Annotated in this window: 26 protein-coding genes and 3 pseudogenes; 17 read left to right on the top strand and 12 right to left on the bottom strand. The window is 71.9% G+C overall.

The genetic code is table 11. From position 1 onward, the window contains the following. Positions 1-146: 146 nt before the first annotated feature. From ACFYZZ_RS06290 to ACFYZZ_RS06270, 5 genes and pseudogenes are all read right to left on the bottom strand, one after another. A complete protein-coding gene (locus tag ACFYZZ_RS06290) occupies positions 147-1,127 on the bottom strand; it encodes a LysR family transcriptional regulator (RefSeq protein WP_389172263.1) in 981 nt (326 codons plus the stop codon). Positions 1,128-1,680: 553 nt separating this feature from the next. Further along, a complete protein-coding gene (locus ACFYZZ_RS06285; RefSeq protein WP_389172262.1) occupies positions 1,681-1,980 on the bottom strand; it encodes a hemerythrin domain-containing protein in 300 nt (99 codons plus the stop codon). A 165-nt stretch (positions 1,981-2,145) separates the two neighbouring features. After that, positions 2,146-2,709: a hypothetical protein gene (locus ACFYZZ_RS06280; RefSeq protein ID WP_389172260.1), complete on the bottom strand. Its 564-nt coding sequence runs from the start codon at positions 2,707-2,709 to the stop codon at positions 2,146-2,148. 3 nt (positions 2,710-2,712) lie between these two features. Beyond that, on the bottom strand, positions 2,713-4,422 hold the full coding sequence (gene ctaD, locus ACFYZZ_RS06275; RefSeq protein ID WP_389172258.1) for a cytochrome c oxidase subunit I: 1,710 nt from the start codon (positions 4,420-4,422) through the stop codon (positions 2,713-2,715). 171 nt (positions 4,423-4,593) lie between these two features. Continuing rightward, positions 4,594-4,803 (bottom strand): annotated as a pseudogene (locus tag ACFYZZ_RS06270) (helix-turn-helix transcriptional regulator); the annotation flags it as partial. Positions 4,804-4,884: 81 nt separating this feature from the next. Here ACFYZZ_RS06270 and ACFYZZ_RS06265 point away from each other — a divergent pair. The 7 genes and pseudogenes from ACFYZZ_RS06265 (at position 4,885) to ACFYZZ_RS06235 (ending at position 8,847) form a co-directional block, all read left to right on the top strand. Continuing rightward, complete coding sequence (locus tag ACFYZZ_RS06265) at positions 4,885-5,073, top strand: hypothetical protein (RefSeq protein WP_389172256.1); 189 nt, start codon at positions 4,885-4,887, stop codon at positions 5,071-5,073. A gap of 263 nt (positions 5,074-5,336) precedes the next feature. Next, on the top strand, positions 5,337-6,917 hold the full coding sequence (locus ACFYZZ_RS06260) for an alpha/beta hydrolase (RefSeq protein ID WP_389172254.1): 1,581 nt from the start codon (positions 5,337-5,339) through the stop codon (positions 6,915-6,917). 85 nt (positions 6,918-7,002) lie between these two features. Further along, positions 7,003-7,347 (top strand): annotated as a pseudogene (locus ACFYZZ_RS06255) (5-deoxy-glucuronate isomerase); the annotation flags it as partial. After that, positions 7,344-7,532 (top strand): annotated as a pseudogene (locus ACFYZZ_RS06250) (3D-(3,5/4)-trihydroxycyclohexane-1,2-dione acylhydrolase (decyclizing)); the annotation flags it as partial. The pseudogenes ACFYZZ_RS06255 and ACFYZZ_RS06250, both read left to right, overlap by 4 nt. Beyond that, positions 7,445-7,954: a sugar phosphate isomerase/epimerase family protein gene (locus ACFYZZ_RS06245; protein WP_389172252.1), complete on the top strand. Its 510-nt coding sequence runs from the start codon at positions 7,445-7,447 to the stop codon at positions 7,952-7,954. The pseudogene ACFYZZ_RS06250 and the gene ACFYZZ_RS06245, both read left to right, overlap by 88 nt. Next, entirely contained in the window at positions 7,951-8,448 is a 498-nt protein-coding gene (locus ACFYZZ_RS06240; RefSeq protein ID WP_389172250.1) for a MarR family winged helix-turn-helix transcriptional regulator, read from the top strand. The genes ACFYZZ_RS06245 and ACFYZZ_RS06240 overlap by 4 nt, the downstream gene beginning before the upstream one ends. Positions 8,449-8,499: 51 nt before the next feature. Next, complete coding sequence (locus tag ACFYZZ_RS06235) at positions 8,500-8,847, top strand: tetratricopeptide repeat protein (RefSeq protein ID WP_389173637.1); 348 nt, start codon at positions 8,500-8,502, stop codon at positions 8,845-8,847. A 98-nt stretch (positions 8,848-8,945) separates the two neighbouring features. Here the strand turns inward: ACFYZZ_RS06235 and ACFYZZ_RS06230 are convergent, their stop codons facing one another. Then, positions 8,946-9,875: a M56 family metallopeptidase gene (locus tag ACFYZZ_RS06230; RefSeq protein ID WP_389172248.1), complete on the bottom strand. Its 930-nt coding sequence runs from the start codon at positions 9,873-9,875 to the stop codon at positions 8,946-8,948. A 6-nt stretch (positions 9,876-9,881) separates the two neighbouring features. Then, on the bottom strand, positions 9,882-10,313 hold the full coding sequence (locus ACFYZZ_RS06225; protein ID WP_389172246.1) for a BlaI/MecI/CopY family transcriptional regulator: 432 nt from the start codon (positions 10,311-10,313) through the stop codon (positions 9,882-9,884). A gap of 275 nt (positions 10,314-10,588) precedes the next feature. On the opposite strand from ACFYZZ_RS06225, the gene ACFYZZ_RS06220 reads away from it, so the two are divergent. Next, the gene (locus ACFYZZ_RS06220) at positions 10,589-11,233 is read left to right on the top strand and encodes a peptide deformylase (RefSeq protein WP_389172244.1); all 645 of its coding nucleotides are present in this window, start codon (positions 10,589-10,591) and stop codon (positions 11,231-11,233) included. Between the two features lie 8 nt (positions 11,234-11,241). Here ACFYZZ_RS06220 and ACFYZZ_RS06215 read toward each other — a convergent pair whose 3' ends face one another. Continuing rightward, positions 11,242-12,672 (bottom strand): dihydrolipoyl dehydrogenase family protein, encoded by a 1,431-nt coding sequence (locus tag ACFYZZ_RS06215; RefSeq protein ID WP_389172242.1) that lies wholly within the window; start codon positions 12,670-12,672, stop codon positions 11,242-11,244. 176 nt (positions 12,673-12,848) lie between these two features. On the opposite strand from ACFYZZ_RS06215, the gene trxA reads away from it, so the two are divergent. Next, complete coding sequence (gene trxA / locus ACFYZZ_RS06210) at positions 12,849-13,223, top strand: thioredoxin (RefSeq protein ID WP_389172240.1); 375 nt, start codon at positions 12,849-12,851, stop codon at positions 13,221-13,223. A gap of 162 nt (positions 13,224-13,385) precedes the next feature. Here trxA and ACFYZZ_RS06205 read toward each other — a convergent pair whose 3' ends face one another. After that, positions 13,386-14,432: a LacI family DNA-binding transcriptional regulator gene (locus ACFYZZ_RS06205; RefSeq protein ID WP_389172238.1), complete on the bottom strand. Its 1,047-nt coding sequence runs from the start codon at positions 14,430-14,432 to the stop codon at positions 13,386-13,388. Between the two features lie 147 nt (positions 14,433-14,579). On the opposite strand from ACFYZZ_RS06205, the gene ACFYZZ_RS06200 reads away from it, so the two are divergent. After that, positions 14,580-15,242 carry a TetR/AcrR family transcriptional regulator gene (locus tag ACFYZZ_RS06200; protein WP_389172236.1) on the top strand — a complete coding sequence of 221 codons (663 nt, stop codon included), beginning with the start codon at positions 14,580-14,582 and terminating at the stop codon, positions 15,240-15,242. A gap of 25 nt (positions 15,243-15,267) precedes the next feature. Further along, entirely contained in the window at positions 15,268-16,422 is a 1,155-nt protein-coding gene (locus ACFYZZ_RS06195; protein WP_389172234.1) for an FAD-dependent oxidoreductase, read from the top strand. Between the two features lie 7 nt (positions 16,423-16,429). Here ACFYZZ_RS06195 and ACFYZZ_RS06190 read toward each other — a convergent pair whose 3' ends face one another. Further along, complete coding sequence (locus tag ACFYZZ_RS06190) at positions 16,430-17,110, bottom strand: TetR/AcrR family transcriptional regulator (RefSeq protein WP_389172232.1); 681 nt, start codon at positions 17,108-17,110, stop codon at positions 16,430-16,432. Between the two features lie 101 nt (positions 17,111-17,211). On the opposite strand from ACFYZZ_RS06190, the gene ACFYZZ_RS06185 reads away from it, so the two are divergent. Both ACFYZZ_RS06185 and ACFYZZ_RS06180 read left to right on the top strand, forming a co-directional pair. Next, positions 17,212-17,769 (top strand): NAD(P)H-dependent oxidoreductase, encoded by a 558-nt coding sequence (locus ACFYZZ_RS06185; RefSeq protein WP_386576769.1) that lies wholly within the window; start codon positions 17,212-17,214, stop codon positions 17,767-17,769. Positions 17,770-18,260: 491 nt separating this feature from the next. Further along, a complete protein-coding gene (locus ACFYZZ_RS06180; RefSeq protein ID WP_389172230.1) occupies positions 18,261-19,241 on the top strand; it encodes an alpha/beta hydrolase in 981 nt (326 codons plus the stop codon). 3 nt (positions 19,242-19,244) lie between these two features. Here ACFYZZ_RS06180 and ACFYZZ_RS06175 read toward each other — a convergent pair whose 3' ends face one another. Together ACFYZZ_RS06175 and ACFYZZ_RS06170 are read right to left on the bottom strand one after the other, a co-directional pair. Beyond that, entirely contained in the window at positions 19,245-19,703 is a 459-nt protein-coding gene (locus ACFYZZ_RS06175) for a (2Fe-2S)-binding protein (RefSeq protein WP_389172228.1), read from the bottom strand. Between the two features lie 26 nt (positions 19,704-19,729). Next, positions 19,730-21,808, bottom strand: a complete 2,079-nt coding sequence (locus tag ACFYZZ_RS06170; RefSeq protein WP_389173635.1) for a molybdopterin cofactor-binding domain-containing protein — start codon at positions 21,806-21,808, stop codon at positions 19,730-19,732. A gap of 426 nt (positions 21,809-22,234) precedes the next feature. Here ACFYZZ_RS06170 and ACFYZZ_RS06165 point away from each other — a divergent pair, with 426 nt between their 5' ends. The 4 genes from ACFYZZ_RS06165 (at position 22,235) to ACFYZZ_RS06150 (ending at position 26,623) form a co-directional block, all read left to right on the top strand. After that, positions 22,235-23,656: an amidase gene (locus tag ACFYZZ_RS06165; RefSeq protein ID WP_389172226.1), complete on the top strand. Its 1,422-nt coding sequence runs from the start codon at positions 22,235-22,237 to the stop codon at positions 23,654-23,656. A gap of 26 nt (positions 23,657-23,682) precedes the next feature. Further along, on the top strand, positions 23,683-23,901 hold the full coding sequence (locus tag ACFYZZ_RS06160; protein WP_386576775.1) for a hypothetical protein: 219 nt from the start codon (positions 23,683-23,685) through the stop codon (positions 23,899-23,901). Between the two features lie 133 nt (positions 23,902-24,034). Beyond that, positions 24,035-25,525 (top strand): SPFH domain-containing protein, encoded by a 1,491-nt coding sequence (locus ACFYZZ_RS06155; protein WP_389172224.1) that lies wholly within the window; start codon positions 24,035-24,037, stop codon positions 25,523-25,525. Between the two features lie 210 nt (positions 25,526-25,735). Continuing rightward, the gene (locus ACFYZZ_RS06150) at positions 25,736-26,623 is read left to right on the top strand and encodes a polysaccharide deacetylase family protein (protein WP_389172222.1); all 888 of its coding nucleotides are present in this window, start codon (positions 25,736-25,738) and stop codon (positions 26,621-26,623) included. Positions 26,624-26,687 lie beyond the last annotated feature (64 nt).

Here is a 26,687-nt window from a genome sequence, read left to right as displayed (position 1 = left end):
GACGCCTTCGGACGTTCGCTCGTCGTGGGGTGACGACGTCCTTGGACGTTGACGCGAAGTGTTCACCAGGTGACATGTTCCTGACGTGACTCCATCTGGGATACAACCCCGGAGCTATAGGGCAGCGGGAACCGTGGCCCGGCCGGTCACGTACCCTCGCCGAGGGCGAATTCCTCTCCCCCGTCCTGCCACCAGGCCAGGTACTGCGGCCGCTGTCGCACCAGCGACAGATAGGCGGCCAGCACACGCTCGCCGGCCGCGTCGGCGAGTTCGGCAGGCACCGATTCCGTGTTCCAGGCCAGCAGCAGCCGCCGGTGGAACGGGACGTCCACCAGCGGCCGTTGCACGGTGCCCTGGGCGGGGACGTCGGCGGTCGGCCACACCCCGCAGACGGCGCGGCGGCCGGCGACCAGGATCTGCGCCACGGACAGATCCGGCGTCACATGGGCGATGCGCGGAGTGAATCCCGCTGCCCTACAGGTGAGATGAAGGTACGCGTGCACACCGCTCTCGTCGGCCTCCGGCATGACCCACTCCTCGCCGGCCAGCTCATGAAGACTCACCCTCTCCTGGCGTGCCAGCGGGTGGTCCTCGGCGAGCAGGACGAAGACCGGCTCACGGAGCAGTGTGCGGGTAGCCACCGACTCGCCGACCGGAAGCGGGAAGCCGGGGAACTCGCCGAACACCGCGATGTCGCATTTGGACTGGCTCAGGGACTTCACCAGGGTATGCACGGAACGGCGGGCATCTATGGTGAGCCGGCGCTCCGGGACGAGTTCGAAGAGGGCGGAGACCAGCAGGGACACCAGGGGGCCGGCGGTTCCGCCCGCCCTCAGCGGCGCGGCGGCCTTTCTGTCCGCCTCGGCCGCCGATCGCGCGTACTCGCGCAGCCGGTCGAAGCCGACGACGAGGTCACGGGCGCAGCGCAGGACGTACTGTCCGTTCTCGGTCGGTTTCACCCCGTCGGCGCTGCGGATGAAGAGCGGGCCGCCCAGCTCGTGTTCGATCCGTTTCAGCTGAGCGCTCGTGGCCGGCTGGGACAGCTGCAGCCGTGCGGCGGCCCTGCGGATGCTGCCGGCCTCGGCGACGGTGAGCAGGATACGGAGGTGCCGGAACTCGAGGTGCATGAACTTCCCCGCTCAGCGCGGGGGAACCCCTGCACCCCCGTGACCAGCAGAACCAACTGCCCGACGGCATGGTGACCAAGAGTCTGACGGACCCGCGAGGGCGGCAACCATGGGTTGGTAAAACATTCGTGCGAACGCTAGGACGCTGCACCGGCATAACGGTTCCGGCCCGCCGATATCGGCATGACTCACCGGGCTGCCCTTGCCCCTGACAGGCCGTCGGGCATCCTGAGGGACGGACAACGGCTGTGGAGTCGATCCGGCGGTCACTGGACGCAGCGGTCTGGCCAACCTCCGCAAGCGCGCGAAGGATAGCGGTGGCACGGTCGTCGAGTGGGTCGTCCCGTTCTCTCCAACAGGCTGACCGGAGCCTCGGATCGTAGCGGTCCGCCCGGCGGCAGAGGTTGCGCCGGGCGGACGGTGGGACGGGGACGGTGATGTCAGGTCAGGCGGAACGCTGCGGCATGCGGGTGGCGACTCGGGCGCGTACCGTGTCGATGGCCTCCCACTGTTCGGTGTCCAGGAGCGCCAGTGCGGCGGGGAAGACGCCGTCCTACTCCTTGAGGATGTGGTCCCGCAGGAGATCGAGTGCCTCGATCAGCCGTCCGGGCCAGTCCGGGTCGGTCAGGAACGGTCCATCCGCTTCGCCCAGCACTGCCTCGATGCGCCGGTGCTCGTCCTCCAGCGCGGCGATCTTCTCGGGGAAGTCGGCGGCCATCGCCGGGAACAGTCCGTGCTCCTCCACCTGGGTGTGGGGGCCCAGCACGGCGGTGATCTCCCGGGCCAGCTCCGCCATGTACGCGATCTTGCCGTCGCGGTGGGCGTCGCGCACCTGGCTGATGAGGTTCACCACCGTCTCGTGCTGTCCCGGCGGCGCCGGCCAGCCGGGTCGGCCAACCGCGCCCGAACCGCCCTGACGGCAGGGCCCGTCGGTCCGGTCACCGTGCAGGGCGTGACGCCTGTCACAGGCATGCGGACCGGTGCGCCCGACGGCCGGATCCGGACCGTCGGCGCGGTGTCACCGACGGCGGCCGCTCGCGTTGACGCGACGACGGCGGAACATCCACCCGGACGCGGCCGCGACGCCGAGAAACAGCGCGACGATCGTGGTCGGCACGGCGGCGAGCATCCATCCGGACATGCCGTGCCCGGGTTTTACGACCACCATGGCTGCCGCCGCGACCACGGCGGCAGCCGGCCCGAAGCCGACGAGCACGGCGACGACGGCCGTTCGGACACGGCCGGTGTCGGGCGGTTGCTGATCCTTGCGCAACTCCGCCCACTGGCTTGCGGCCTCGCGCGACTCGCGACGGCACTGCAGGGACGCCCGGACCCGAAGGCCCAGCGTGACAACAGCGCCGGCCACGGCCGCACCCGAAGGTACCCACCATGCTTCCGCGACGAGCAGCAGTACGGCGACAACCCCGACCGTGGTCCAGCCGCTGAGGCAGGCGGCAGCCGCCCTGCGACGGGACACCGGCCGGTCGGCTCCCGCCCGCAGGTCGGCGAGCGCCGGCAGGTACCAGACGCAGCCTGCCGCTGCCACCATGGCGGCCCCAAGCGCGAGTACCGCTTGGGACATGGTCTACTTCGCCGCCTCGAGCGCGGCAATCTCCGGGTGGTGCAGGTCGAACGCCGGAGACTCGCTGCGGATACGAGGGAGGGAAACGAAGTTGTGGCGGGGCGGCGGGCAGGAGGTCGCCCACTCCAGCGAACGGCCGTAACCCCACGGGTCGTCGACCTCCACCCGCTCACCGTACTTCGCCGTCTTCCAGACGTTGTAGAAGAACGGCAGGATCGACAGGCCGAGCAGGAACGATCCGATCGTCGAGACGGTGTTGAGAGCCGTGAAGCCGTCGGCGGCCAGGTAGTCGGCGTACCGGCGGGGCATGCCCTCGGCGCCCAGCCAGTGCTGCACCAGGAACGTGGAGTGGAAGCCGACCGTGAGCGTCCAGAACGTGATCTTCCCGAGGCGTTCGTCGAGCATCTTGCCGGTGAACTTGGGCCACCAGAAGTGGAATCCGGCGAACATCGCGTACACGACGGTGCCGAAGACCGTGTAGTGGAAGTGCGCCACGACGAAGTAAGAGTCGGAGAGATGGAAGTCCAGCGGCGGGGAAGCCAGGATCACCCCGGTCAGGCCGCCGAAGAGGAACGTGATCAGGAAGCCGGTGGTCCACAGCATCGGAGTCTCGAAGGACAGCGAGCCCTTCCACATCGTGCCGATCCAGTTGAAGAACTTCACCCCGGTCGGCACCGCGATCAAGAACGTCATGAAGGAGAAGAAGGGCAGCAGCACACCGCCCGTGACGTACATGTGGTGCGCCCAGACCGTCACCGACAGACCGGCGATGGAGATCGTCGCCGCGATCAGTCCCATGTAGCCGAACATCGGCTTGCGGGCGAAGACCGGGACGACCTCGGAGACGATGCCGAAGAACGGCAGTGCCAGGATGTAGACCTCGGGATGGCCGAAGAACCAGAACAGGTGCTGCCACAACAGCGCCCCGCCGTTGGCCGCGTCGAAGACGTGGGAACCGAACTTGCGGTCCATCTCCAACGCGAACAGCGCGGCCGCCAGGACCGGGAACACGATCAGGACCAGCAGTGCGGTCAGCAGCACGTTCCAGGTGAAGATCGGCATCCGGAACATGGTCATGCCCGGCGCGCGCATGCAGATGATCGTGGTGATGAAGTTGACCGCACCGAGGATCGAGCCGAAGCCCGACAGCGCCACACCCATGATCCACAGATCTGCACCGAGCCCCGGCGAATGGACGGCGTCCGAGAGCGGAGCGTAGAGGAACCAGCCGAAGTCGGCGGCACCTCCAGGAGTCAGGAAGCCGAAGGCCGCGATCGACGAGCCGAACAGGAACAGCCAGAAGGCAAGCATGTTCAGCCGCGGGAAGGCGACGTCCGGGGCGCCGATCTGGAGCGGCATGATCCAGTTGGCGAACCCGGTGAACAGCGGCATCGCGAACATCAGCAGCATGATCGAGCCGTGCATGGTGAATGCCTGGTTGAACTGCTCGCTCGACATGATCTGCAGGCCGGGCCTGGCCAGCTCCGCGCGCATCATCAGCGCCATCACGCCACCCACGATGAAGAAGGCGAACGCGCTGACCAGGTACATCGTCCCGATCCTCTTGTGGTCGGTGGTCGTCAACCACTCCGCCCACGACGGCCGTCCGGCCGTGACCTGCTCCGTTCGCCCGACGGTCCCTGCGGATCTGGAGACCACCCATGTGTCCCCCGGCCGCACGGCCGTCACCTGCTGTTCCTGCGTCTCGTCCACCGGACGGTGCCCTTCCCTTGTGTCATGAAGACAGCGAGCCGGGAAGTGCTGTGCGGGTGTGGACCTGGCTCCCCTCCCGGCCGCCGCATCATGATCGTCGGAGGGGTACCCGGACCGCATAGGGCCGAACAGTCCCTGATCGGCCGCTCGACAGGGTCCAACGGTCCCTCGTCACACGGCGGCCGGAGCAGACGTCGCGATGACGGCGGCCTGGATACGGCGCTCCACGCCGAGCTTGGCCAGCAGGCGGGAGATGTGGTTCTTCACGGTCTTCTCGGCCAGGTAGAGGCGCTGCCCGATCTGCCGGTTGGTGAGGCCCTCCCCGATGAGCGCCAGGATCTCCCGCTCCCGGCCGGTCAGACCGGGCAGGCCGTCCGGCTCCCTGCGGGCGCAGTGCGGGGACGCGCGCCAGCGCCTGGTCCACCGTGCCGGCCTCGCCGATCACCTCGATGGGAAACGTCCGTGAAGCAGCTGCTCTCCTCCCGTCCGGTCCTGTGGTTCCTGTTCCTGTTCAACCTCGTCGTCGCCGCGGTCGCACCCTTCGCCGTCGACGGCACCCAGGGGGTGATGACCAGCGTCGGCATGGGCGTCGTCTCGCTCGGGGCGGGCACCGCCCTGCTCCGCGACCGGACGCGGCGACAGCACGGCTGACCCTCCACGCGCTCACTCGAAGCGCCGTCAGGACATCGCGCTCGTCGACCAGTTGCTGCCCGAACTGCGCCGCGCCGCCCTCCGCAACGGTGTCTCGACGGACAAGCGCGGATGGTGATCAGCCCGTTCGGGTTCTCCTCCGCACGTCTTGTTCTGTGTACGCCGCGAGTTGTAGCAAGACCGCCCTGCAGATGGATTCGCCGACCCCCGCAGACACGAAATGGTCATACCTTCCCGGAAGTTGACGGAAAGGAACGACCATCGTGCGGATAGGACGCATTGCGCCCTTGCTCGCCGTGGGGGTCACGGCAACGCTGGTCCCCGCCCTCGCCCCGGCTCAGGCATCCGCGGCGGAACCGCTGAAGAGATTCGAGAGCCAGAGGCCCGCGTGGCACAGATGCGACACGTCGCTGCCCGCCGCGTACCAGTGCGCGACACTCAAGGTCCCGCTCGACTACAGCCGCCCCGACGGCAAGACGATCAAGCTGGCCATCTCCCGTATGAAGACCAGTGTCCCGGGCAAGCGGCACGGCGCACTCCTCTTCAACCCCGGTGGCCCGGGCGGCGAGGGCCTGGACATGCCGGTCATGATGAAGGATGTGATGCCCAAGAAGGTCCGTGAGCAGTACGACCTCATCGGGTTCGACCCGCGCGGCGTGGGTCGCAGCAGCCCGGTCACCTGCGGCCTCACGGACAAGGAGCAGAACATCGAACACCCCTACCACCCGCGGACGTTCAGCCATGACGTCAAGTGGGCCCGGACCGTCGCCGACAAGTGCCGTGCCAAGAACGGCGACAAGCTCCCGTACATCACCACCCGCAACACCGCCCGCGACATGGACGTCATCCGCGGCGTTCTGGGCGAGAAGAAGATCTCCTACCTGGGTTACTCCTACGGCACGTATCTGGGCGCCGTCTACGCGCAGATGTTCCCCGAGCGGACCGATCGCTTCGTGCTGGACAGCGCGGTCGACCCCGCACGGGTCTGGCGGGGCATGATCCAGGTCTGGGCCGAGGGCACGGAGCCGGCGTTCGCCCGCTGGACGAAGTGGACCGCGCAGCGCAACCGCACCTACCGACTGGGCGACACCCCGGCCAAGGTGAAGAAGTCCTTCTGGGACCTGATCGCCCAGGCCGACCGCACGCCCATCGACAACGGCGGCGAGAAGGTCACCGGGGACGACATCCGCGCCTCTCTGCGCCCCGCGTTCTTCAGCCCCAAGGGCGCGGCCGAGGCGGTCGTCGAGCTCAAGAAGGCCGCCGGCGGCCACGCGGTCTCCCACCGTTCCCCGGCGCCGGACGATCAGCGGGGACCGCGCCGGTCCGGGGCTGCCGCCGCGCAGCCGCCGGCCGACAACGGCAGCGCCGCCTTCTGGACCGTGGTCTGCGGCGACACCACGGCCTGGCCGCGCGACCCCGAGCAGTACCGGCGTGACGCGATCCAGGACAAGGCCAAGTACCCGCTCTACGGCGACTTCGGCTCCAACATCACGCCCTGCGCGTTCTGGGACAAGCCGGTCGAGCCCGTCACCACGGTGGACAACAAGGTCGGCATCCTCACCGTGCAGAACCAGTGGGACTCCCAGACGCCCCTGGTCAGCGGCCTCGGCATGCACCGCGCCCTTAAGGGCTCGCGCATGGTGTACGTCAAGGGCGGCGAGGGCCACGGCGTCTACGCCACCGACCCGGGCTCCTGCGCCGAACGCACCATCAACGCCTACCTGGGTGACGGAAAGCTGCCGGCACAGGACGTCACCTGCAAGCCGTCCGGCCGACAGAGCCCCGGCGTGAACCAGCACATCGTCCCGATGCCGCAGAACACACCGCAGGCACCCCGCTTCTGACACGCCTCACCGAGGCGTGCCGACTGCCGGTTGCGCGCCGGGCACTGCGAGAAGCAGGGCCCGGCGCGCAGCCGGTGATGGGTGCGACCGAGACAGGCCCGGACGGCGGGAATCGGAGCTGGAGGAGATCTACTACTTCCAGATCGCCGGGGAGAACGGCTTCGGCTACCAGCGCGTCCACGGCACCCCGGAACGCCCGATCGACGTGCTCGCCGAAGTGCGTTCCGGCGACACCGTGCTGATCCCGCATGGCTGGCACGGCCCGTCCATCGCCTCGCCCGGCTACGACCTCTACCACCTCAACGTCATGGCCGGCCCCGGCCCGGACCGCGCCTGGCTGATCTGCGACGACCCCGCCCACGGCTGGGTGCGATCGACCTGGGACTCCCAGGACATCGACGACCGGCTGCCCTTCGGAGAGAACCGATGAGCACCGTACGACTGACCACAGCCCAGGCTCTCGTCCGCTTCCTGGCCAACCAGTACAGCGAACGCGACGGCCAGGAGCAGCGCCTGATCCCCGGTGTGTGGGGCATCTTCGGGCACGGCAACGTCGCCGGCGTCGGACAAGCACTCCTCCAGGCCGCCGTCACCCAGGAGGCCGACCTTCCCTATTAATTACCTGGCGCGCAACGAGCAGGGCATGGCACACCGAGGACATCCGCCGCTCCATCCGCCTGGCCGAGCGGCTCGGACAGCACCGCGTGGTGACCATGTCGGGCCTGCCCGGCGGCGAGCCGGGCGCGTCCCGCCCGAACTGGATCGTCAACGCGTGGAACTCCGCGGCCCTGGACGTGCTCGACCACCAGTGGCGGATCGTCGCGGACTTCTGGCGCGAGACCGACCGGCTCGCCCGTGACCACGACGTCAAGGTCGCCCTGGAACTGCACCCGCAGAACGTCGTGTTCAACGGCGCCGACCTGCACCGGCTCATCGAGCTCACAGTAGGCGACGTCGTGGCCCTTGTTGGGACGCGGCGCTCCAGGAGTCGCTGCGATCGTGACCGCCATAGTAGCCATGTACCGTATCTGCCATGAGCAAGACATCCGAAGGGGCCACCCCGGGTTTCCTGGTGTGGCGGCTGTCGATGAAGTGGCGGGTCGCCGTCGACCGGGCGGTGGCCCCGCTGGGCCTCACCCACGCCCAGTACTCGCTGGTGGCGTCGCTGTACGGCATGCAGCGCTCCGGTGAGCGGCCCAGCCAGCGTCGCCTCGCCGACCACACCGGGCTGGAACCGCTGTACGTCTCCAAGCTCGCCCGCAGCCTGGAGTCCGCCGGGTTGCTGGAGCGCGCGAAGGACCCGCGCGACCCGCGCGCGGTGCAGCTCGCGCTCACCGAGGAGGGTCTCGAGACCACCCGGCGGGCGATCGACGTCGTCCACGGCCTGCTGACCCAGCTGCTGGAGCCGCTCGGCGGACTGGACAGCGCCCGGACCCGGGAGCTGACCCGCGAGCTGACGACCCTGCTCGACGCGCCTCTGGACCCGGCCGCCGCCGCCCCGCAGGAGAGGAATGCAGTAGTGGAATATTGAACTACCGCGTTCCGTTGTGGCCGTCGAAGGAGGTCACGAGTGGAGACGCAAGTGGAGACCACGTACTACGACCACGGCACCCCCGCCGAGCGCTGGGAGCGCGCACAGCAGTTCTTCGCCGCTCAGGACTACGCGGGCGCCGCACGGGTGCTGGCCGGCCTGGTCGAGGAGGTGCCGGAGCAGACCGGACCCCGGCTGCTGCTGGCCCGCGCCTACTACCACTCGGCCCAACTGCGCCGTGCGGAGGCCGAGTTGCGGCTCATCGTGGAGCGCGACCCGGTGGAGCACTACGCCCGGCTGATGCTGGGCCGCACGCTCCAGCGGCAGGCGCGGCACGACGAGGCGGACCAGCACCTGCGGATCGCCTCGGCGCTCGCGGGAGACTTCCCGCAGGACTGACACGACGTGAGCGGGGCCCGGTTCCCTCAAGGAACCGGGCTCTTCGTGCGTCCTGGACCGGCCGCCGCACCGTGCCCGTCATCGGCGACCTGCCGAGGTCACAGCGGGGCCGCCGCATGCAGCGTCAGGAACAGGGTGACGGCCGAGTTCGCCGAGGACATCGCCGACACCAGGGTGCCGGCGGCGGCGCCCCAGGCGGCGAGACCGACCGAGGTGAACGCCGAGGGCCAGGAGCGGGCCACGGGGGCGGGGGCCAGCAGGGCCGCCACCCGGCGCGGGACGGAGCCGGTCGTGGCAAGCGCGGCGAGGGTGGGCGCCGGGGTGCCGTGGGGCAGCAGCGCCGCCTTGCCGATCGCGCGGGCGACCGTGCGCCGGTCGCCGACCGCGCGGGCCGCCTCCTCGTCCGCCCAGCGCTCGGCCGTGTAGACGACGGCGGTTCGCAGCGGGCGCAGGAAGGGGTTGGCCCGGGCGGCCAGCTGGGCGGCGAGCAGGTGGCGGTGGTGGCGGGCGGCGAGGTGGGCGCGTTCGTGGGCGAACAGGGCGCGCCGTTCGGCGGGGGTGAGCCCGTCCAGCAGGGCGGTGGTGACGACGATCCGTCCCCGGCCGCCGGGCAGGGCGTAGGCGTACGGCGCACTGTCGGGCAGGACGGCCACCGTCGGTCCGGGCAGGGCGGCCAGGGCGCGGTGGGCCCGGCGGGTGACCCGGTGGTGGCGCCACAGCGTGCGGGCGCAGGCGGTGGCGACCACGGCGAGCGCGGAGATGGCGGCGCGGCCCGCGACCTCGTCGTGCGGGACGGCCGCCCGCACCTCGGTGTCGGACCAGCCGTCCGGGAGGGGGTTGCCGGGCAGCTGGGCGGTGCCCACGACCATCAGCAGGGCCAGGCAGAGCGTGCTGCACACGGCCATCACGACGGCGACCGCGGTGAGCAGCCGGGTGGCGGTGCGCGGGTGCAGGTGCACCTCGGCGAGCCGGGCGACCGGCCAGGCGGACAGCGGCAGCACCAGCGGCAGGAAGACGAAGACCCCCATGGGCGGTCAGTCTTGCGCACCACCGTCGCCGGTGTGCGGGGTGTTCCCCTTGTTCACCGAGCCCGGCTCGGCGGCCTCCAGCAGCGCCCGAAGCACCTGTTCGTCGCCGGGCGGCAGGGCGGTGACGAAGCTCGCCAGGACGGCCTCGCGGTCCCGTTCGCCGTCCAGCAGACGGCGCATGCGCAGGGCGGCGAGCCGGGCCACGTCGGCGGTGGGCGTCCACAGGAAGGAGCGGCCCTGTCGTTCGCGGGCGACGACGTCCTTGGCGAGCAGCCGGGTGAGGATGGTGACGACGGTGGTGTAGGCGAGGTCGCCGCCGAGGCGCTCCTGCACCCAGGCGGCGCTGACCGGCCCGTCCGCCTCGCGCAGCGCGCCGAGGACCTGGCCCTCCAGTTCCCCCTGCCCGCGCCGCCGGGCCCGACCGCCGTCCCGCACCATGTCCTGCTGTCCCCTTGCCTGTCGCTCGGTTCGCCTCCGGGGCACCGGAGCCAGTGCCGAGAGCGTGTCGGACCACGCTACTTCACGTCGGCCGTCGCCTCTGGTCAGACGAGGGCGCTGCTCATGACGATCAAGACGGTCTGCACCGGAAACGTGCCGATGGAAGGACAGACCCCTGCCGTGCGGAGCCGTGCTGAGGGGAACTCACCGGCTTCCCCGGAGTGTTGGTGGCCTGTGCCACAGGATGTGGCAGGCGGGCATGGCATCCTGACGCGATGGCACCTCCCAGTGATCGCGAACTGCTCGCCGAGCGGGTCGAGGAACTCCTCGCGGCCGGCGGCCCCTTGCCCATCGTCGCAGCCGGTCTGCCGGTCCTGCGCCAGGGCACCGAACCCTACGACGGTCAGCTCGGCCCCGCTCTGCTGGACCGCTTCGTGGAGGCCCTGCGCGTCACCATGCACGCGGCCCCGGGCGTGGGCCTGGCCGCACCGCAGGTCGGCGTGCCGCTGCGGATCGCGGTCATCGAGGACCCGGCGCCGGTGCCGGAGGAGGTGGCGCTGGCCCGGGGCCGGGTGCCGCAGCCGTTCCGGGTCCTGGTCAACCCGTCGTACGAGCCTGTCGGCACCGCCCGCGCCGCGTTCTTCGAAGGCTGCTTGAGCGTGCCGGGCTGGCAGGCCGTGGTGGCCCGGCACGCCGAGGTGCGGCTGCGCGGGCAGGACGAGCACGGCCGCGAGCTGGACGAGGTGTTCACGGGCTGGCCCGCGCGCATCGTCCAGCACGAGACGGACCATCTCGACGGCCTGCTGTATATCGACCGCGCCGAACTGCGTTCCCTGTCCACGAACGAGGCGGTGGCCGCCCGCTGGGGACAGCCGACCGCGCACGCGGCGGCCGAGGCGCTGGGCTTTGAACTGCCCTGAGCCGGCGGTCAGTTGTCCCGGTAGGCCTCCAGCAGCCGCAGCCACACCTCGCTGAGCGTCGGATACGACGCCACCGCGTGCCACAGGCGGCCCACCGGGACCCGGCCCGCCACCGCGACGGTCGCGGAGTGGATCAGTTCGCCGACGCCGGGGCCGACGAAGGTGACACCGCGCAGGATCTCCTCCTCCAGGTCGACCACCATGCGGGCGCGGCCCCTGTAGCCGTCGGCGTACAGGCCGGCCCCGGCGACGGAGGAGAACTCGACGTCGACGGCGCGGACGCGGTGACCGGCCCGTTCCGCCTCGGCGAGGGAGAGGCCGACGGCGGCGGCCTCCGGGTCGGTGAAGACGACCTGGGGCACGGCGCAGTGGTCGGCGGTCGCGGCGTGCGCACCCCAGGGCTCGTCCAGCAGGGCGGTGCCCGCGGCCCGGGCGGCGATGGCGGCGCCTGCGATGCGGGCCTGGTACTTGCCCTGGTGGGTGAGGAGGGCGCGGTGGTTGACGTCGCCGACCGCGTACAGCCAGTCGGTGCCGTCGACGCGGAGGCTGTCGTCGACGTCCAGCCAGGAGCCCGGTTCCAGACCGACGGTGTCGAGGCCGATGTCGTCGGTGTGCGGGACGCGACCGGTGGCGAAGAGGATCTCGTCGGCCTCGAGGCGGTCGCCGGTGTGGGTGACGGCCACGACGCTGCCGTTCTCGCGGGCGACGGACTCGACCGTGGTGCCGGTGCGGACGTCGACGCCCGCCTCGGTGAGGGCCTCGGCGACCAGTTCCCCGGCGAACGGCTCCATGCGGCCCAGCAGGCCCTTGCCGCGGACCAGCAGGGTGACCTGCGAGCCGAAGGCCTGCCAGGCGGTGGCCATCTCGGTGGCGACGACACCACCGCCGACCACGATCAGCCGGCCGGGGGCGGCCTTGGCGCTGGTGGCCTCGCGGCTGGTCCAGGGCTTGACCTCGGCCAGCCCCGGCAGGTCGGGCAGCTGGGCGCGGGTGCCGGTGCTGACGGCCACGGCGTGCCGGGCCGTCAGGGTCGTCACGGTGCCGTCGGGGCCGGTCACGGTGACCCTGCGGGGGCCGGCGAGGCGGCCCTGACCGCGGTACAGGTCGGCGCCGATGCCGTCCAGCCAGCGGACCTGGCCGTCGTCCTTCCAGTGCGAGGTGTACTCGTCCCGGCGCGCCAGGACGGCGGGTGTGCCGAGGGGACCCTGGACCGCCTCGGCCAGGCCGGGCAGGCGGCGGGCGTCCGCCTGGGCGATGACCGGCCTGAGCAGCGCCTTGCTGGGCATGCAGGCCCAGTACGAGCATTCGCCGCCGACCAGCTCGCTCTCCACGACCGCGGTGGTGAGGCCGGCCGCACGGGTGCGGTCGGCGACGTTCTCCCCCACGGGCCCGGCCCCGAGCACCACGACGTCGTACGCGATGGATTCCGTTTCCGTCATGGGGTCAGTCTGGTGGGTGGTCGGCGCGCAGGCCACACGAGTACGCGCGCGGGACACGGCCGTGCACCCACGGGACAGGCATGGAACACGCACGGAACAGGCATGGAATAGGCGACCGCATCGCCGTGTTTCCGCCGTCGGCACAAGCCCCCACATCAGGAAGAGGGAATCACGCCATGAGCAGCACTGTGGAGCTGACCAAGGAGAACTTCGACCAGACCGTCACCGAGAACGAGTTCGTCCTCATCGACTTCTGGGCCTCCTGGTGCGGGCCGTGCCGTCAGTTCGCGCCCGTCTACGAGAAGGCCGCCGAGGACAACCCCGATCTGGTGTTCGCCAAGGTGGACACCGAGGCCCAGCCGGAACTGGCCCAGGCCTTCGGCATCCAGTCGATCCCGACGCTGATGATCGTCCGGGACCAGGTCGCGATCTTCGCCCAGCCGGGTGCCCTGCCCGAGGCCGCCCTCGCGGACGTCATCGGGCAGGCCCGGAAGGTGGACATGGAGGAGGTCCGCAAGAGCATCGCCGCCCAGCAGACGCAGGGCGAGTGACAACCGGGCGGCAGCCCCAGGCGGCCCTGGAAGGGGTACGGCGCCACGTAAGTCCCCTGCTCTGCATGGCACTTGGGCCCGCCTGAGCGCGATCTATTTTGTTGAGCGAGACTGCATCGCGGTCACGCCTCTCCGGATCCCTGACCGCCGCCGGAAACCGGCTCAGCTGGAGGCGCGCTGGACGAGCGAGGCCCCCAGCACCCTGCGCACCTCGGGCTCGCCGCCGGGGTCGCGTACCGCGCGGTCGACGAGTTCCGCGAGTTCGCGGCCGGAGGGCAGCTCGATGTGGACGGTGCTGAGCCGGGGCCGCAGCAGCCGGCCGAGCATCAGGTCGTCGGCGCCGACGACAGCGATGTCCTCGGGGATGCGCACGCCCTGGTCCTGCAGAGCGCGCATCAGGAGCATGGCGTACTCGTCGTTGTAGGTGAACACCGCATCCAGGCCCAACTCGGGCCAGCGGGCGGCGAGTTCGGCGGCGGCCCGCTCCGTGTACGCGAGCGGCAGCGCGGTCACGGTCGCGTCCGTGCCGTGCAGGGCCTGATGCACACCGGCGAGCCTGGGCCGGGAGAAGGACTCCAGGCCCGGCTCTTCGGGGACGATCACACCGATACGGCGCCGGCCGCAGGCGTACAGATGCATGCCGGCGCAGTGGCCGACAGCCTCGTGGTCCATGAGCAGGGCGTGTGCGCCGTCGACGCGTTCGGGGCCGAGGGTCACCACGGCGCGGGCGCCGGACCGCTTGAGCACCGCGACGCCCTGCGGGCCGAGCCCCGCGCCCGGCACCAGGACGGCGACGGGACGCAACTCGGCCCAGGCGCGGGCGGCTTCGTCGCCCTGGAGGCCGACCGTGCCGTACTGCACGACCGTGTAGTCGAGGCGGCCGAGCGCCGACTGGAGATCACTGAGGAAGCGGCTGTAGAGGGGGCCCACCGGGATCGTCGGGGCGGGCATCAGGACCATACGGCTGTGTCCGGCGCGCAGGCTGCGGGCGGCGGCGTGAGGCACGTAGCCCAGCTCCCGCGCGGCCTCGCGGACGCGGCGGCGCGTCGGCTCGCTGATCCGTACGGCGCTGGTGTTGTTGAGGACGTAGGAGACGGTCGCGCGCGAGACGCCGGCCAGCCGGGCCACATCGGCACTCGTGGGGACGGAGTGCGGTGCGGGCGCAGCGGACGGGGACGTGTTCGGTATCTGCACCATGACAGAGCGCATCCTTGCAGAGGGGTGGCGGGCGGGGGCGGGCGGGGGAAGGTGCTTCACCGCTGAACGAAGGTTCCGTCGAGCAACCGCAGGTCGACTCATTGCGAACACGTTCGCTACGAACTTGTTCGAGGCGAACATGTTCGTTACTGTGGACGCATGACAGCTTCCCCCCGCTCCCGTCGCGAGCGTCCCGCCAAGCCCGCCCTCACCCGCGAGGGCATCGTCGCCGCCGCGGTGGCGATCCTGCGCGCCGAAGGCCTGCGGAAGGTGACCATGCGGCGGCTGGCGCAGGAGCTGGACACGGGTCCCGCCTCGCTGTACGTCTACGTCCGCAACACCGACGAGCTGCACGCGGCCGTCCTGGACGAGCTGCTCGGCACGGTCGGACCCGCTCCGGCCGAGGGCACCTGGCGCGAGCGTCTGGAGCGCGTGCTCACCGACTGCACGCGGATGCTGCTGGAACATCCGAGCCTGGCCCGCTCGGCGCTGACCGCCCGGCCGAGCGGCCCGCACTACCTGAATCTGATCGAGACGCTGCTCGCCCTGCTCGACGAGGGCGGGGTGCCGCGCGAGCGGGCGGCCTGGGGCGTCGACCTGCTGTTGCAGCACGCCACCGCGACCGCCGCCGAGCACGCCGGGGAGGAGTCCCCGGGCGACTGGCAGGCGCTGGACAGCGCCCTGCGCGGGGCGTCCGAGGACACCCACCCGCACATCGCCGCGACCGCCGACGCCCTGCTGTCAGGTGCCCCCGAGGCCCGGCTGTCCTGGGCCTTCCAGGCGCTGATCAACGGCATCGAGCGCACCGCCGTACCCGACTGATCCCCTCACCTCCCAGGAGGCCACCATGACCACCCCTGCCCACACCCTCCCCCACCACCCCATCGCCATAGTCGGCGCCGGACTCGGCGGACTCGCGCTTGCCCGAGTGCTGCACGTGCACGGCATCGAGTCCGCCGTATTCGACCTGGACCCCTCGCCCGCCGCGCGGACGCAGGGCGGCATGCTCGACATCCACGACGACTCCGGCCAGGAGGCGCTGCGTGCGGCCCGGCTGCACGAGGAATTCCTGGCCCGCGTCCACGTCGGCGGCGAGGCCACGCGGGTACTCGACCAGGACGGCACCGTCCGCCTGGAGCAGCCCGACGACGGCACCCGCGGGCGTCCCGAGATCGACCGCGGCGACCTGCGCGACCTGCTCCTGGACTCCCTGCCCAAGGGCACGGTCCGCTGGGGCGTGAAGGTGACCGGCGCGCGCCCGCTCGGCGCCGGCCGGCACGAGGTGACACTGGCGGACGGCAGCGCCTTCACCACGGACCTGCTGGTCGGCGCGGACGGCGCCTGGTCCCGCATCCGCCCGCTGCTCTCGTCCGCACAGCCCGCCTACACCGGCATGTCGTTCGTCGAGGCGGACCTGCTGGGGGCCGAGGTGCGCCACCCCGGGAGCGCGCGGGTGGTCGGCGGCGGCATGCTGTTCGCGCTCGGCGCGGGCCGGGGCTTCCTCGCGCACCGCGAGTCCGACGGCAGCCTGCACGTCTACGCCGCCGTCGAGGCGCCGGAGGACTGGCTGGACGGCATCGACTTCACCGACACGGAGGCGGCCAAGGCGGCCGTACTCAAGGAATTCGGCGGCTGGGACGACAGCCTGACGGCGCTGGTCACGGACGCGGACGGCGAGCTGGTGCCGCGCCGGATCCACGCCCTGCCGGTCGGTCACCGCTGGGACCGGGTCCCCGGGGTCACGCTGCTCGGCGACGCCGCGCACCTGATGTCGCCGTTCGCGGGCGAGGGCGCCAACCTCGCGCTGCTCGACGGCGCCGAACTGGGCCTCGCGCTCGCCGCGCACCCCGGGGACACCGAGGCAGCGCTGGCCGCCTACGAGGAGAGGCTGTTCCCGCGCGCCGAGTTCTCCGCGTCGGAGTCCGCACGCAACGCCGCGATACTGTTCCGCGCCGACGCGCCGCAGGGGCTGCTCGACATGTTCACCGCCGACCACGGCTGACCACGGCTCAGGCTGAGCGCTCCGTGCACGTCACCCGCGCCACGAGGTCGTGCCAGCCGGACTCCAGCCGTTGCATCGGCATCCCGCACTGCCGGGTCAGATGGTGGATCAGCGCGGGGTCGAGATACGCCATCAGCGTCTGGGAGAGGAGTTCGCAGTCGGCGGTGGGCGCGATCTGCCGCAGCAGCATCGCGACGTGCGTGCGCAGGGCCTGGAACGAGGGGTGCGAGAAGCGGCGGGCCGGCTCCGGCTGGGCGGCCAGCTGCAGCTCCAGCTGCTCGGCCGACCGGTAGAGCACGGCCACGCCGAAGGCCCGCAGCCGCTCCAGGGGCGGCGCCCCGGGACCCAGCGGTGCCGGCCCGCCCAGGAAGTCGGCCTGCAGCTGCCGCGCCGAGTGGTCGAGCAGCGCCATCAGGAGCCCGTTGCGGTCGCCGAAGCGACGGAAGACCGTCCCCTTGCCCACCTGGGCCGCGGCGGCCACCGCCTCCATCGTCACTCCGGCCACTCCGTGCTCCGCGATCAGCCGGGCGGCGGCCTCCAGCAGCCGGGCGCGGTTGCGTGCCGCGTCGGCGCGCAGGCACGGCTCCTCGGGGGCCGACTCGACCTCCAGCAACTGAGGGGTTTCGAGGGGCTCCTGAGGCTTCGGGAAGGGCGGCAGGGCGCTGGACATGAAGACAGCGTAAAGCATCGGGAATGAAACTGGACCGCGGTCCGGTTAGCCTGGTAGAAAGATAAACGGACCCCGGTCCGGATCGTGCCAGCGATGTTTCACCCCCTTGGAGTACAGCCATGTCTGTTCGTATCCTCGCGCTCGTCGGCAGCCTTCGCGCCGGTTCGCACAACCGCCAGCTCGCCGAGGCGGCCGTCAAGCTCGCTCCGGAGGGTGCCGAGGTCAACCTGTTCGAGGGCCTGGCCGAGATCCCCTTCTACAACGAGGACATCGACGTCGAGGGCAGCGTCCCGGCCGCCGCCGCCAAGCTGCGTGAGGCCGCCCAGGCCGCCGACGCCTTCCTGCTCTTCTCCCCCGAGTACAACGGCACCATCCCGGCCGTCCTGAAGAACGCCATCGACTGGCTGTCCCGCCCCTACGGCGCCGGCGCCTTCGGCGGCAAGCCCGTCGCCGTCATCGGCACCGCCTTCGGCCAGTACGGCGGCGTGTGGGCGCAGGACGAGGCCCGCAAGGCCGTGGGCATCGCCGGCGGCAAGGTCATCGAGGACATCAAGCTGTCCATCCCGGGCTCCGTGACCCGCTTCGCCGAGACCCACCCGGTCGACGACACCGAGGTCGCCGCCCAGCTGACCGAGGTCGTCGCCCGCCTGCACGGCAACGTGGGCGCGGCTGCCTGAGCCATCGGCACCAGCGAGGGGCCGGAGCCATGCTCCGGCTCCTTTCGCGTGCCACCGCGGTCATGCCGACGCCAGCCGCTCCCCCAGCGGGCTGCGCGCCGAGCAGCGAGGCGTCGGGGGCGGGCCCCGGCTCCCACAGGGGGCGGTGCCCCTGCCCGGACGGTCCGGCAACGGGGGCTCCTCGGCGCTGATCGGGAGGTCCGCAGCCGCCTCGACACCGCGTACATGACGTGCGCCGACCTCGGTGGCAGCCTGGGGTCGTGGCTGGGCACGCGGGCCTACGGGCGGTTCGGCCGGGCCGGGGTGTGCATCTTGGTCGCGCTGCTCACCGCGCTGGGGCCGCTACGGCACTCGGGCCTGTTCCGGGCACCCGCCGTCCGGCGGCCTCCGGGCTGCTCGGGGTACGCGGATCATGGCCACAGGAGCCACCGCGGGTCGTTCGAGTCGTGCGACGAATGGCCCGAGCCGCATGAGTCAGGTGAGGAGAAGCCATGCCCCAGGTCCCGCCCCCGCCCCCGTTCGACCCGGAACTCGCCGCCGCGCTGGAGCTGATCAAGGACCAGATCTCGCCCGGATTCACCATGGAGGAGATCCCCGCCATCCGGCAGGGCGCGGGCGTCGAGCTGCTGGGACTGCTCGACCTCACGATGGGCGGGGCCTTCGAGGTGGAGGACCGCACGGTGCCCGGCCCGGAAGGGGCACCGGAGATTTCCCTCCTCGTCTGCCGCCCCACGTCCGCCGACCCGGCCACCCCGCTGCCGGTGATCTACCACATGCACGGCGGCGGCATGGTCCTCGGCGACAACCGGGCCGGTGTGGACGGCCCGCTGGCCTGGGCACGCGAGCTGGGCGCGGTGGTCGTGTCCGTCGAGTACCGCCTCGCGCCCGAGCACCCGCACCCGGCGCCGATCGACGACGTCCACGCGGGCCTGCTGTGGACGGCCGCGCACGCCAAGGAGATCGGCGGCGACCCGGACCGGATCGTCATCGCGGGCGCGAGCGCCGGTGGCGGCCTGACCGCCGCGCTCGCCCTGCTGCTGCGCGACCGCCAAGGCCCGTCGGTCATCGGCCAGTTGCTGATGTGCCCGATGCTCGACGACCGCAACGAGACCGTCTCCAGCCGCCAGATGGCGGGCCTCGGCGTCTGGGACCGCACCGCCAACGAGACCGGCTGGACGGCGCTGCTGGGCGAGCGCCGGGGCGGCCCCGACGTCCCGTCCCACGCCGCCCCCGCCCGCGCGAGCGACCTGTCCGGCCTGCCGCCGGCCTTCCTCGACGTCGGCTCCGCGGAGACCTTCCGGGACGAGGTCGTCGACTACGCTTCCCGCATCTGGCAGGCCGGCGGCACCGCCGAACTCCACGTCTGGCCGGGCGGCTTCCACGGCTTCGACGGCTTCGCCCCGCAGGCGGCCCTGTCCCAGGCGGCCCGGGCAGCCCAACTGGACTGGCTGCGGCGGCTGTTGGCCGGCTGAGGGTCAGCCACCGCTCTCCGCGGCCTTCTTGATCGCCTCCCGGATGCGGGCGTACGTGCCGCAGCGGCAGATGTTCTCGATGGCGTCGATGTCGGCGTCCGTGGGGTGGGGCGTCCGCTTCAGCAGGGCGGTGGCGGCCATGATCTGGCCCGGCTGGCAGAAGCCGCACTGGGCCACGTCGCAGTCCAGCCAGGCCTTTTGGACCGGGTGCAGGGTGTCGCCGTCGGCCAGGCCCTCGATGGTGGTCACGGTGCGGTCCGCGCAGTCGGCGACCGGGACCACGCAGGGCTGGATCTCGGCGCCGTCGAGGTGGCTGGTGCAGGCGCGGCAGACGCCCACTCCGCAGCCGTACTTGGGGCCGGTGACGCCGAGCAGGTCGCGCAGGACCCACAGCAGGGGCATGTCGGCGGGGGCCTGAACGGTCACCCGTCTGCCGTTGAGGGTGAAGGAGTACGTACTCATGGATGCCTCGGAAGATGAGTCTGCGGTCAGAAGGTGAGCGGGAAGCTGCGCGGTGCGGTGCCGGTCGCGCGGGCGTAGGCGTTGGCGACCGCGCCGGACGCCGCGGGGACGCCGAGTTCGCCGGCGCCGCCCGGCTCCCCGGTCGAGGGCAGGACGTGGGCCTCGAAAACGAGCGGGGCGTGGCGCTGGCGGGCGTAGCGGAAGTCGGCGAAGCTGCCCTCGCGTACGGCGCCCCGGTCGATGTGCAGGCCCGCCTGCAGCACCACGGAGATGCCGTCGATCACGGTGCCCATCAACTGGGCTTCCAGACCACGGGGGTTGACCGCGATGCCCACGTCGGCCGCCATCACCACCTTGGTCACCCGGGGGTTCTTCGGGTCGGTCGCGTCGATCTCGGCGAGGCAGGCCACGCAGGAGCCGTACTCCTCGTGCACGGCGATGCCCTGGGCGCATCCGGTGGGCATGGTGCGGCCCCAGTGCCCGGCGGCCGCCGCCTTGTCGAGGACGGCCCTGACCTTCTTGTTCCGCAAGGTGGTCCGGCGGAAGGCCACCGGATCCTTGCCGAGCTTGCGGGCGATCTCGTCCACGACGATCTCCTCGGCGGTCCGCACGGTCCCGGAGTCCACCGACCGCCAGGCGCCGAGCGGCACGGCCAGCTCGATGCCGCCCGAATTACCGGACACGCGGCCGAAGTTGTACAGGCCCGTCTGGCTGGGCAGGGGGCCGGACGCGGCCCGCACGCCTCCCTGCGCGGACAGCCCGGCGGCGTCGTACGACTCCGCCACCGAGGCCATCACCTGCTCGAAGGCCACCACCCGGCCCCCGGCCACACTGGCCCGGATCCGGTGGTGGCTCGCGGGGCGCATTCGGCCGTGCCGGATGTCGTCGCCGCGGCTCCACATCAGCTTCACCGGGCGGCGGGCCGCCTTGGAGACCAGCGCCGCCTCGATCGCCGCGTCGTAGTTCAGCCTGCGGCCGAACGAGCCACCGGCGCGCACCACATGGACCTTGACCTTCGACGGGCGCAGACCGACCGCCTGGGCGATCGCGTCCCGCGCGTCCATCGGGGTCTGGGAGGAGAACCACAGCTCCGCGCGGTCGGTGCGGACATCCGCCACCGCCGTGAGCACCTCCATCGGGGCGTGGCCGACGAAGGCGAACGCGAACTCGGCCTCGACGGGAGTCGATCCGTGCGGCGGGGTGCCGAGCCGGGGCACGGCGGCCTTGAGCCGGGAGCGTATCTGCGCGTCCGACAGGGCGTGCAGCGGGCCGGGCGCCCAGGTGAGGCGGAGGGCGTCCCGGGCGCGGAAGGCGTGGTGGAAGGTGTCCGCGACGACGGCGACACCGCCGGGCAGCCGGACGACCGCGTGGACGCCGGGCAGGGCGCGGGCGGCCCGGTCGTCGACCGAGACGAGCTTGCCCCGGATCGTCGGCGGCCGGGCCACCACCGTGGGCTTCGCCCCGGCCACCGCCACGTCCCCGGCGTACTTCGCCCGGCCGGTGACGATGTCCCGCGCGTCGATCCTGGTCGTCGGCCGGCCGATCACCCGGTGCCGGGACGCGGGCTTGGGCTTGCTCGGGACGTCGGGGCGGTGGACACGGGCCGCGCTCGCGGTCAGCGAGCCGAAGGTGGCCGTGCGCCCGTCCGGGGCGACGACCATGGTGTCGCGGGTGCGCAGGGTCCGGGCGGGCAGGTGCCAGCGGCGGGCGGCGGCGGTCACCAGCTTGGCCCGGGCGGTGGCGGCGAGCTGCCGGGCCGGGCCGTACAGCGAACTCACCGAACTGGAGCCGCCGGTGTACTGGTTGCCCTTGGTGCGGGCGTCGGCGAGCGGGATGCGCACATCGGTGAGGCGGGCGTCCAGCTCCTCGGCGATCATCATGGCGACCGCGGTGGTGATGCCCTGTCCGACCTCGGCCCGGGGCAGCCGTACGACGACGTGGTTGTTCTCCGTGACCTCCAGGACCAGCATCTCCTCGTCGGTGCCGGTCACCAGGACGCGGGTGCCGTTGCCGGCCCGGTCGGGCTCGGCGCCTTCCGCGCGCGAAGGGGTGCAGGCGAGCGGCGCGGCGACCGTCAGGGTGGCAGCGGCCACCGTGTACACCATGAATCCGCGGCGGGACGGGCCTGCGGAGGGCAGGGGCTCGGTGCGGTCCAAACGAGGGCTCCTGTCGGCACGTGGGGCGGTCGGGACTCGGCACGCAGGGCGACACCTGTCCTGGGGTCAGCTCACTCAAGAGGTAGGAGGGCCCTGGCCGCGCACCGGTTGCCTGACGGATCCCGATCCGGTCCACCGTCTCCTCGCCGCCGAGGCCGGGGCCGCCGCGCGGGTCATCGTCTTCGGCCCACTCAAGCGTTCCACATTTCGAACGCAGTTCGATAAATCGCCCAGGAAACTAAGACGCGGGCAGGTTCACGTCAATGCTTTGCACTTGACTCGATGCCGCCTGCGCGAAACCTGTACGACACCGGCCGCTCTGCGGTTACCGTTCAGTAGATATCGTGTCAGGAGGCTCTCGGAGGTGCTCCCGCAATGACGCCCGACCGTGCCGCAGGCCTTGCAGAGTCCGCCCGCGCGCTCGCCGAAGGGGAGGTCAGCTCCCGCACGCTGGTGGAGCGGGCCCTGGCCCGGATCGAGGCCACCCAGCCGACCCTGAACGCCTTCCGGATCGTACGCACCGAGGCCGCGCTCGCCGAAGCGGACGCCGCGGACAAGGAGTTGGCCGCCGGAGCGCGGCGCCCGCTGCTCGGGGTACCGGTCGCGGTGAAGGACGACATGGATGTCGCGGGCGAGCCGACCGCCTTCGGCTGCCCCGGCGACTTCCCGCCGGTCGTCCGGGACGGGGAGGCGGTACGCCGGCTGCGGGCGGCCGGGGCGGTGATCGTCGGCAAGACGAACACCTGCGAGCTGGGGCAGTGGCCGTTCACGGAGGGCCCGGCGTTCGGGGAGACCCGCAATCCCTGGCACACCGGCCACACCCCGGGCGGTTCGTCGGGCGGTTCGGCGGCCGCGGTCGCCGCCGGCCTGGTCCCGGCCGCGCTCGGCTCGGACGGCGCCGGTTCGGTGCGGATCCCGGCCTCCTGGACCCATCTGATCGGCATCAAGCCGCAGCGCGGGCGCATCTCGACCTGGCCGCGCGGCGAGGCCTTCCACGGCATCACCGTCAACGGCACTCTGGCCCGTACGGTCGCCGACGCGGCCCTGCTGCTGGACGCGGCGAGCGGCAACCACGACCGGGACCCGCACCGGCCGCCCGCGCTCACGGTGTCGGACGCGGTCGGCCGCGACCCCGGCCGGCTGCGCATCGCCCTGTCGCTGAAGCCGCCGTTCACGGCGGTACCCGCGCGGCTGCGCCCGGAGGTCCGGGCCCGGATCCTCGAACTCGCCGAGAAACTCAGCGCGTTGGGGCACATCGTCGAGGAGGCTGACCCGCCCTACGGCCAGATCGGGCTGACCTTCGTGCCCCGCGCCACCGCCGGCATCGCCGACCACGTCCGCGAGACCCCCGAGCCCGCCCTGCTCGACCCGCGCACCCGGGACGCGGCCCGGCTGGGCCGGCTGCTCGGCGGGGCCCCGCTGCGCGCTGCCCGGCGCGCCGAGGCGGTCCTGCACCGGCGGATCGGCGCGTTCTTCGGGTCGTACGACGTCGTCCTGGCCCCGACGACGGCCGCTCCCCCACCCGCGATCGGCGCCCTGTACCGGCTCGGCGGGCTCGCCACGGACCGCGCGATGATCGCCGCCTGCCCCTATGCCTGGCCCTGGAACGTCCTCGGCTGGCCCGGCGTGAACGTACCCGCCGGGTTCGTCGGTGCGCTGCCGGTGGGCGCCCAACTGCTCGGCCCGGCCAACAGCGAACTCCTGCTGGTCTCCCTGGCCGCCCAGTTGGAGGCCGAGCTGTGCTGGCACGAACGGTGGCCGCCGCAGAAGGCGGACGCGGACGGCACGGCGGCATGAACGCGCTCCGCCCGTACCCTGTGACCATGGACGATGCGTCGATGGTCGGGCTCGTGGGACGGGTGACGGGGACGATCGGGCCGGGGCTGGTCGGCGAGGTGATCGTCCGGGTGCGCGGTGGCGCGGAACACTTCCTCGCCTACGCGGCCGACGGCACCGGCCGGATCGAGCGCGGCACGGTGGTGATGGTGGTGGAGTACCTGCCGCCGAGGACGGTCTACGTCACTGCCGCGTACGACAGTTGAGCGGGCTCAGCCCCAGGTGAGGGGCGGGTGCGTCAAGATTGCAACAAGGATTCGTCAGCGTCTTCTCGGCGCGTTCCCGTAGGCGCACACTCCCTTCGTTCGGTGCCGAAAGGGCACCATGCAAAGGGGGCGAATGCCGATGGTTGTCGGCGTCGTTGCGGGGGCGGTCGTCGTTGCCGTCCTCGTTCTGATCGGTCTGTTCAAGATGATGTGGCGGGTCGCCGAACCGAACGAGGCGCTCATCATCTCCGGGTCCAAGCACCGCACCGAGGGCCTGGAGGAGGGCATGGGCTTCCGCATCGTCACCGGTCGCGGCACGCTGGTGCTGCCCGGGGTGCAGGCGGTGCGCAAGCTCTCCCTGGACCTGAACGAGACCGAGCTGCACGTGGACTGCGTGACGCACCAGGGTATTCCGCTGAAGGTGCGGGGCGTGGTCATCTTCAAGGTGGGCGACGACTTCGTGTCGATCGCCAACGCGGCCCGCCGTTTCCTGGACCAGCAGCGCATGATGTCGGAGCGGGTGCACAACGTCTTCGCCGGTCATCTCCGTTCCATCGTGGGCGGGTTGACGGTCGAGGACATGATCCGCGACCGGGAGAAGCTGACCGGGCAGACCCGGGCGGCCTGCGGTACGGAGATGGAGAAGCTCGGTCTGATCGTCGACTCGCTGCAGATCCACGAGATCGAGGACCCGACGGGGTACATCCAGAACCTGGCCGCCCCGCACGCCGCCGCCGTCCAGCGGGACGCGCGCATCGCGCAGGCGGAGTCGAACCGTCTCGCCACCGAGGCCGAGCAGCAGTCGTTCGCGCGGATGGCGGAGGCCACCCGGGACAGCGAGATCCTGCAGGCCGGCTACCAGGCCGAGCGGGACAAGGCGGCGGCACGCGCCCGCCAGGCCGGTCCGCTCGCCGACGCGGGCGCCCGGCAGGAGGTCGTGGTCCAGGAGACACGGGTCGCCGAGCTGGAGGCGCACCGGCGGGAGCAGCAGCTCCAGGCGGACGTCCGCAAGCCGGCCGACGCCAAGGCGTACGAGAAGCGCACGCTGGCCGAGGCCGAGCGTGACGCGCGGATCTCGGCGGCCGAGGCCAGGGCGAAGGAGACGGAACTGGCGGCCGCGGCCGAGGCGACCCGGGTCAAGACGGCCGCGGGCGCCGAGGCGGAGGCCACCCAGACCCGGGGTGCGGCCACGGCCGCGGCGACCCGGGCCACCGGTGAGGCGGAGGCCGCGGCCGCGCAGGCCAAGGGTCTGGCCGCGGCCGAGGCGGCCCGGGCCAAGGGTCTCGCGGAGGCGGAGGCCATCAAGGCCCGGGCCGCCGCCCTCGCCGAGAACCAGGAGGCGGTCGTCGCCCAGCAACTCGCCGAGAACTGGCCGGAGATCGTCCAGGCCGGCGCGTCCGCCTTCGGCAATGTGGACAACATGGTGCTGCTCAACGGCGCCGACGGCATGGCCGAGTTGTTCGCCAAGGCGCTCACGATGGGCGGCACGGGCCTCGGGCTCGCCCGTCAGCTGCTCTCCTCGATGAACCAGAACGGGCAGGCGCAGAACGGCACCGTGCCGTCGCCGGGCGGGCACGCGGCACCGCCGGCGCAGAAGGTGCCGGTGGAGCAGGACGAGGACTGAACACCCACCTGTCGGTCCGTTCCGGGGTCCTCGGCTTTCGAGGGCCCCGGCGGGCTGTCCCGGGGCACCTGTGCCGCGGAAGGCAACGCCTGGCCAACCCCAACCGAACCCTTACCGCCCCCTTTCCGGTTGCGGCATCGCCACCACGTAGGGTTTCGTGACGGGCGTCGAACGCCCCGATCGAGGAACTTCGACCAGGTGGGGGCATGGATGACTGCCAGTCGCCGTGCTGTGCTGGCCGGCTTGACGGGCGGCGTGCTCGCCGGCTGCGCGGGCCCGAGAAGCTCGACGAACATCCGTGTGCCCGCGTCGCCCGCACCCTCGGCGACCGCCACCCGCACCCCCGCCACCGGCACCCCTTCGGCCCCGGCACCCGCCACCGCGCCGCCCAAGGTCACTCGTGCCGAGATCGTCGCCCGCTACGGGCGCACCATGCCGCACACCTGGGGGTTCGACGCGCCCGGAGTGACGCATGCGCTGCCGGCCACGAAACGCGCGATCGCGCTGACCTTCGACGCCTGCGGCGGCCCGGGCGGCAGTGGCTACGACCGGGCATTGATCGACTTCCTCCGCAGGCGGGAGATACCGGCGACCCTCTTCATCAACTCCCGCTGGATCGACGCCAACCCGGCCGTCTTCCGCCGGCTGGCCGCCGAGCCGCTGTTCGAGATCGCCAACCACGGCACCCGGCACCGCCCGCTGTCCGTCACCGGGCGCTCCGCCTACGGCATCCCGGGCACCCGCAACGCCGGCGAGGTGTACGACGAGATCGCCGGCAACCGCGCCAGGCTCACCCGTCTGCTGGGCACCCCTCCGCGCTTCTTCCGCTCCGGCACGGCGTACTGCGACGACGTCGCGGCACGGATCGTCGGCGACCTCGGGGAGCGCTTCGTCAGCTTCTCCGTGAACGGTGACGGCGGCGCGACCTTCACGCCCGAACAGGTCCGCGCCACCGTCTCCGCCGCCCAGGCCGGTTCGATCGTCATCTGCCACATGAACCACCCCGAAGGCGGCACCGCCCGAGGCATCACCGCGGCGGTCCCCCATCTCCTGGCGACCGGCCACGACTTCGTCCGTCTCTCGGACGGACTGCACTGATCGGACAGCGCTGATCGGACAGCGCTGTCCGGACGGCGCTGACCGGACGGCGCTCCGGGATGGC

This window comes from Streptomyces sp. NPDC001816, assembly GCF_042892235.1.
GTDB lineage: Bacteria > Actinomycetota > Actinomycetes > Streptomycetales > Streptomycetaceae > Streptomyces.
This window is presented reverse-complemented; position numbering and strand designations above follow the sequence as displayed.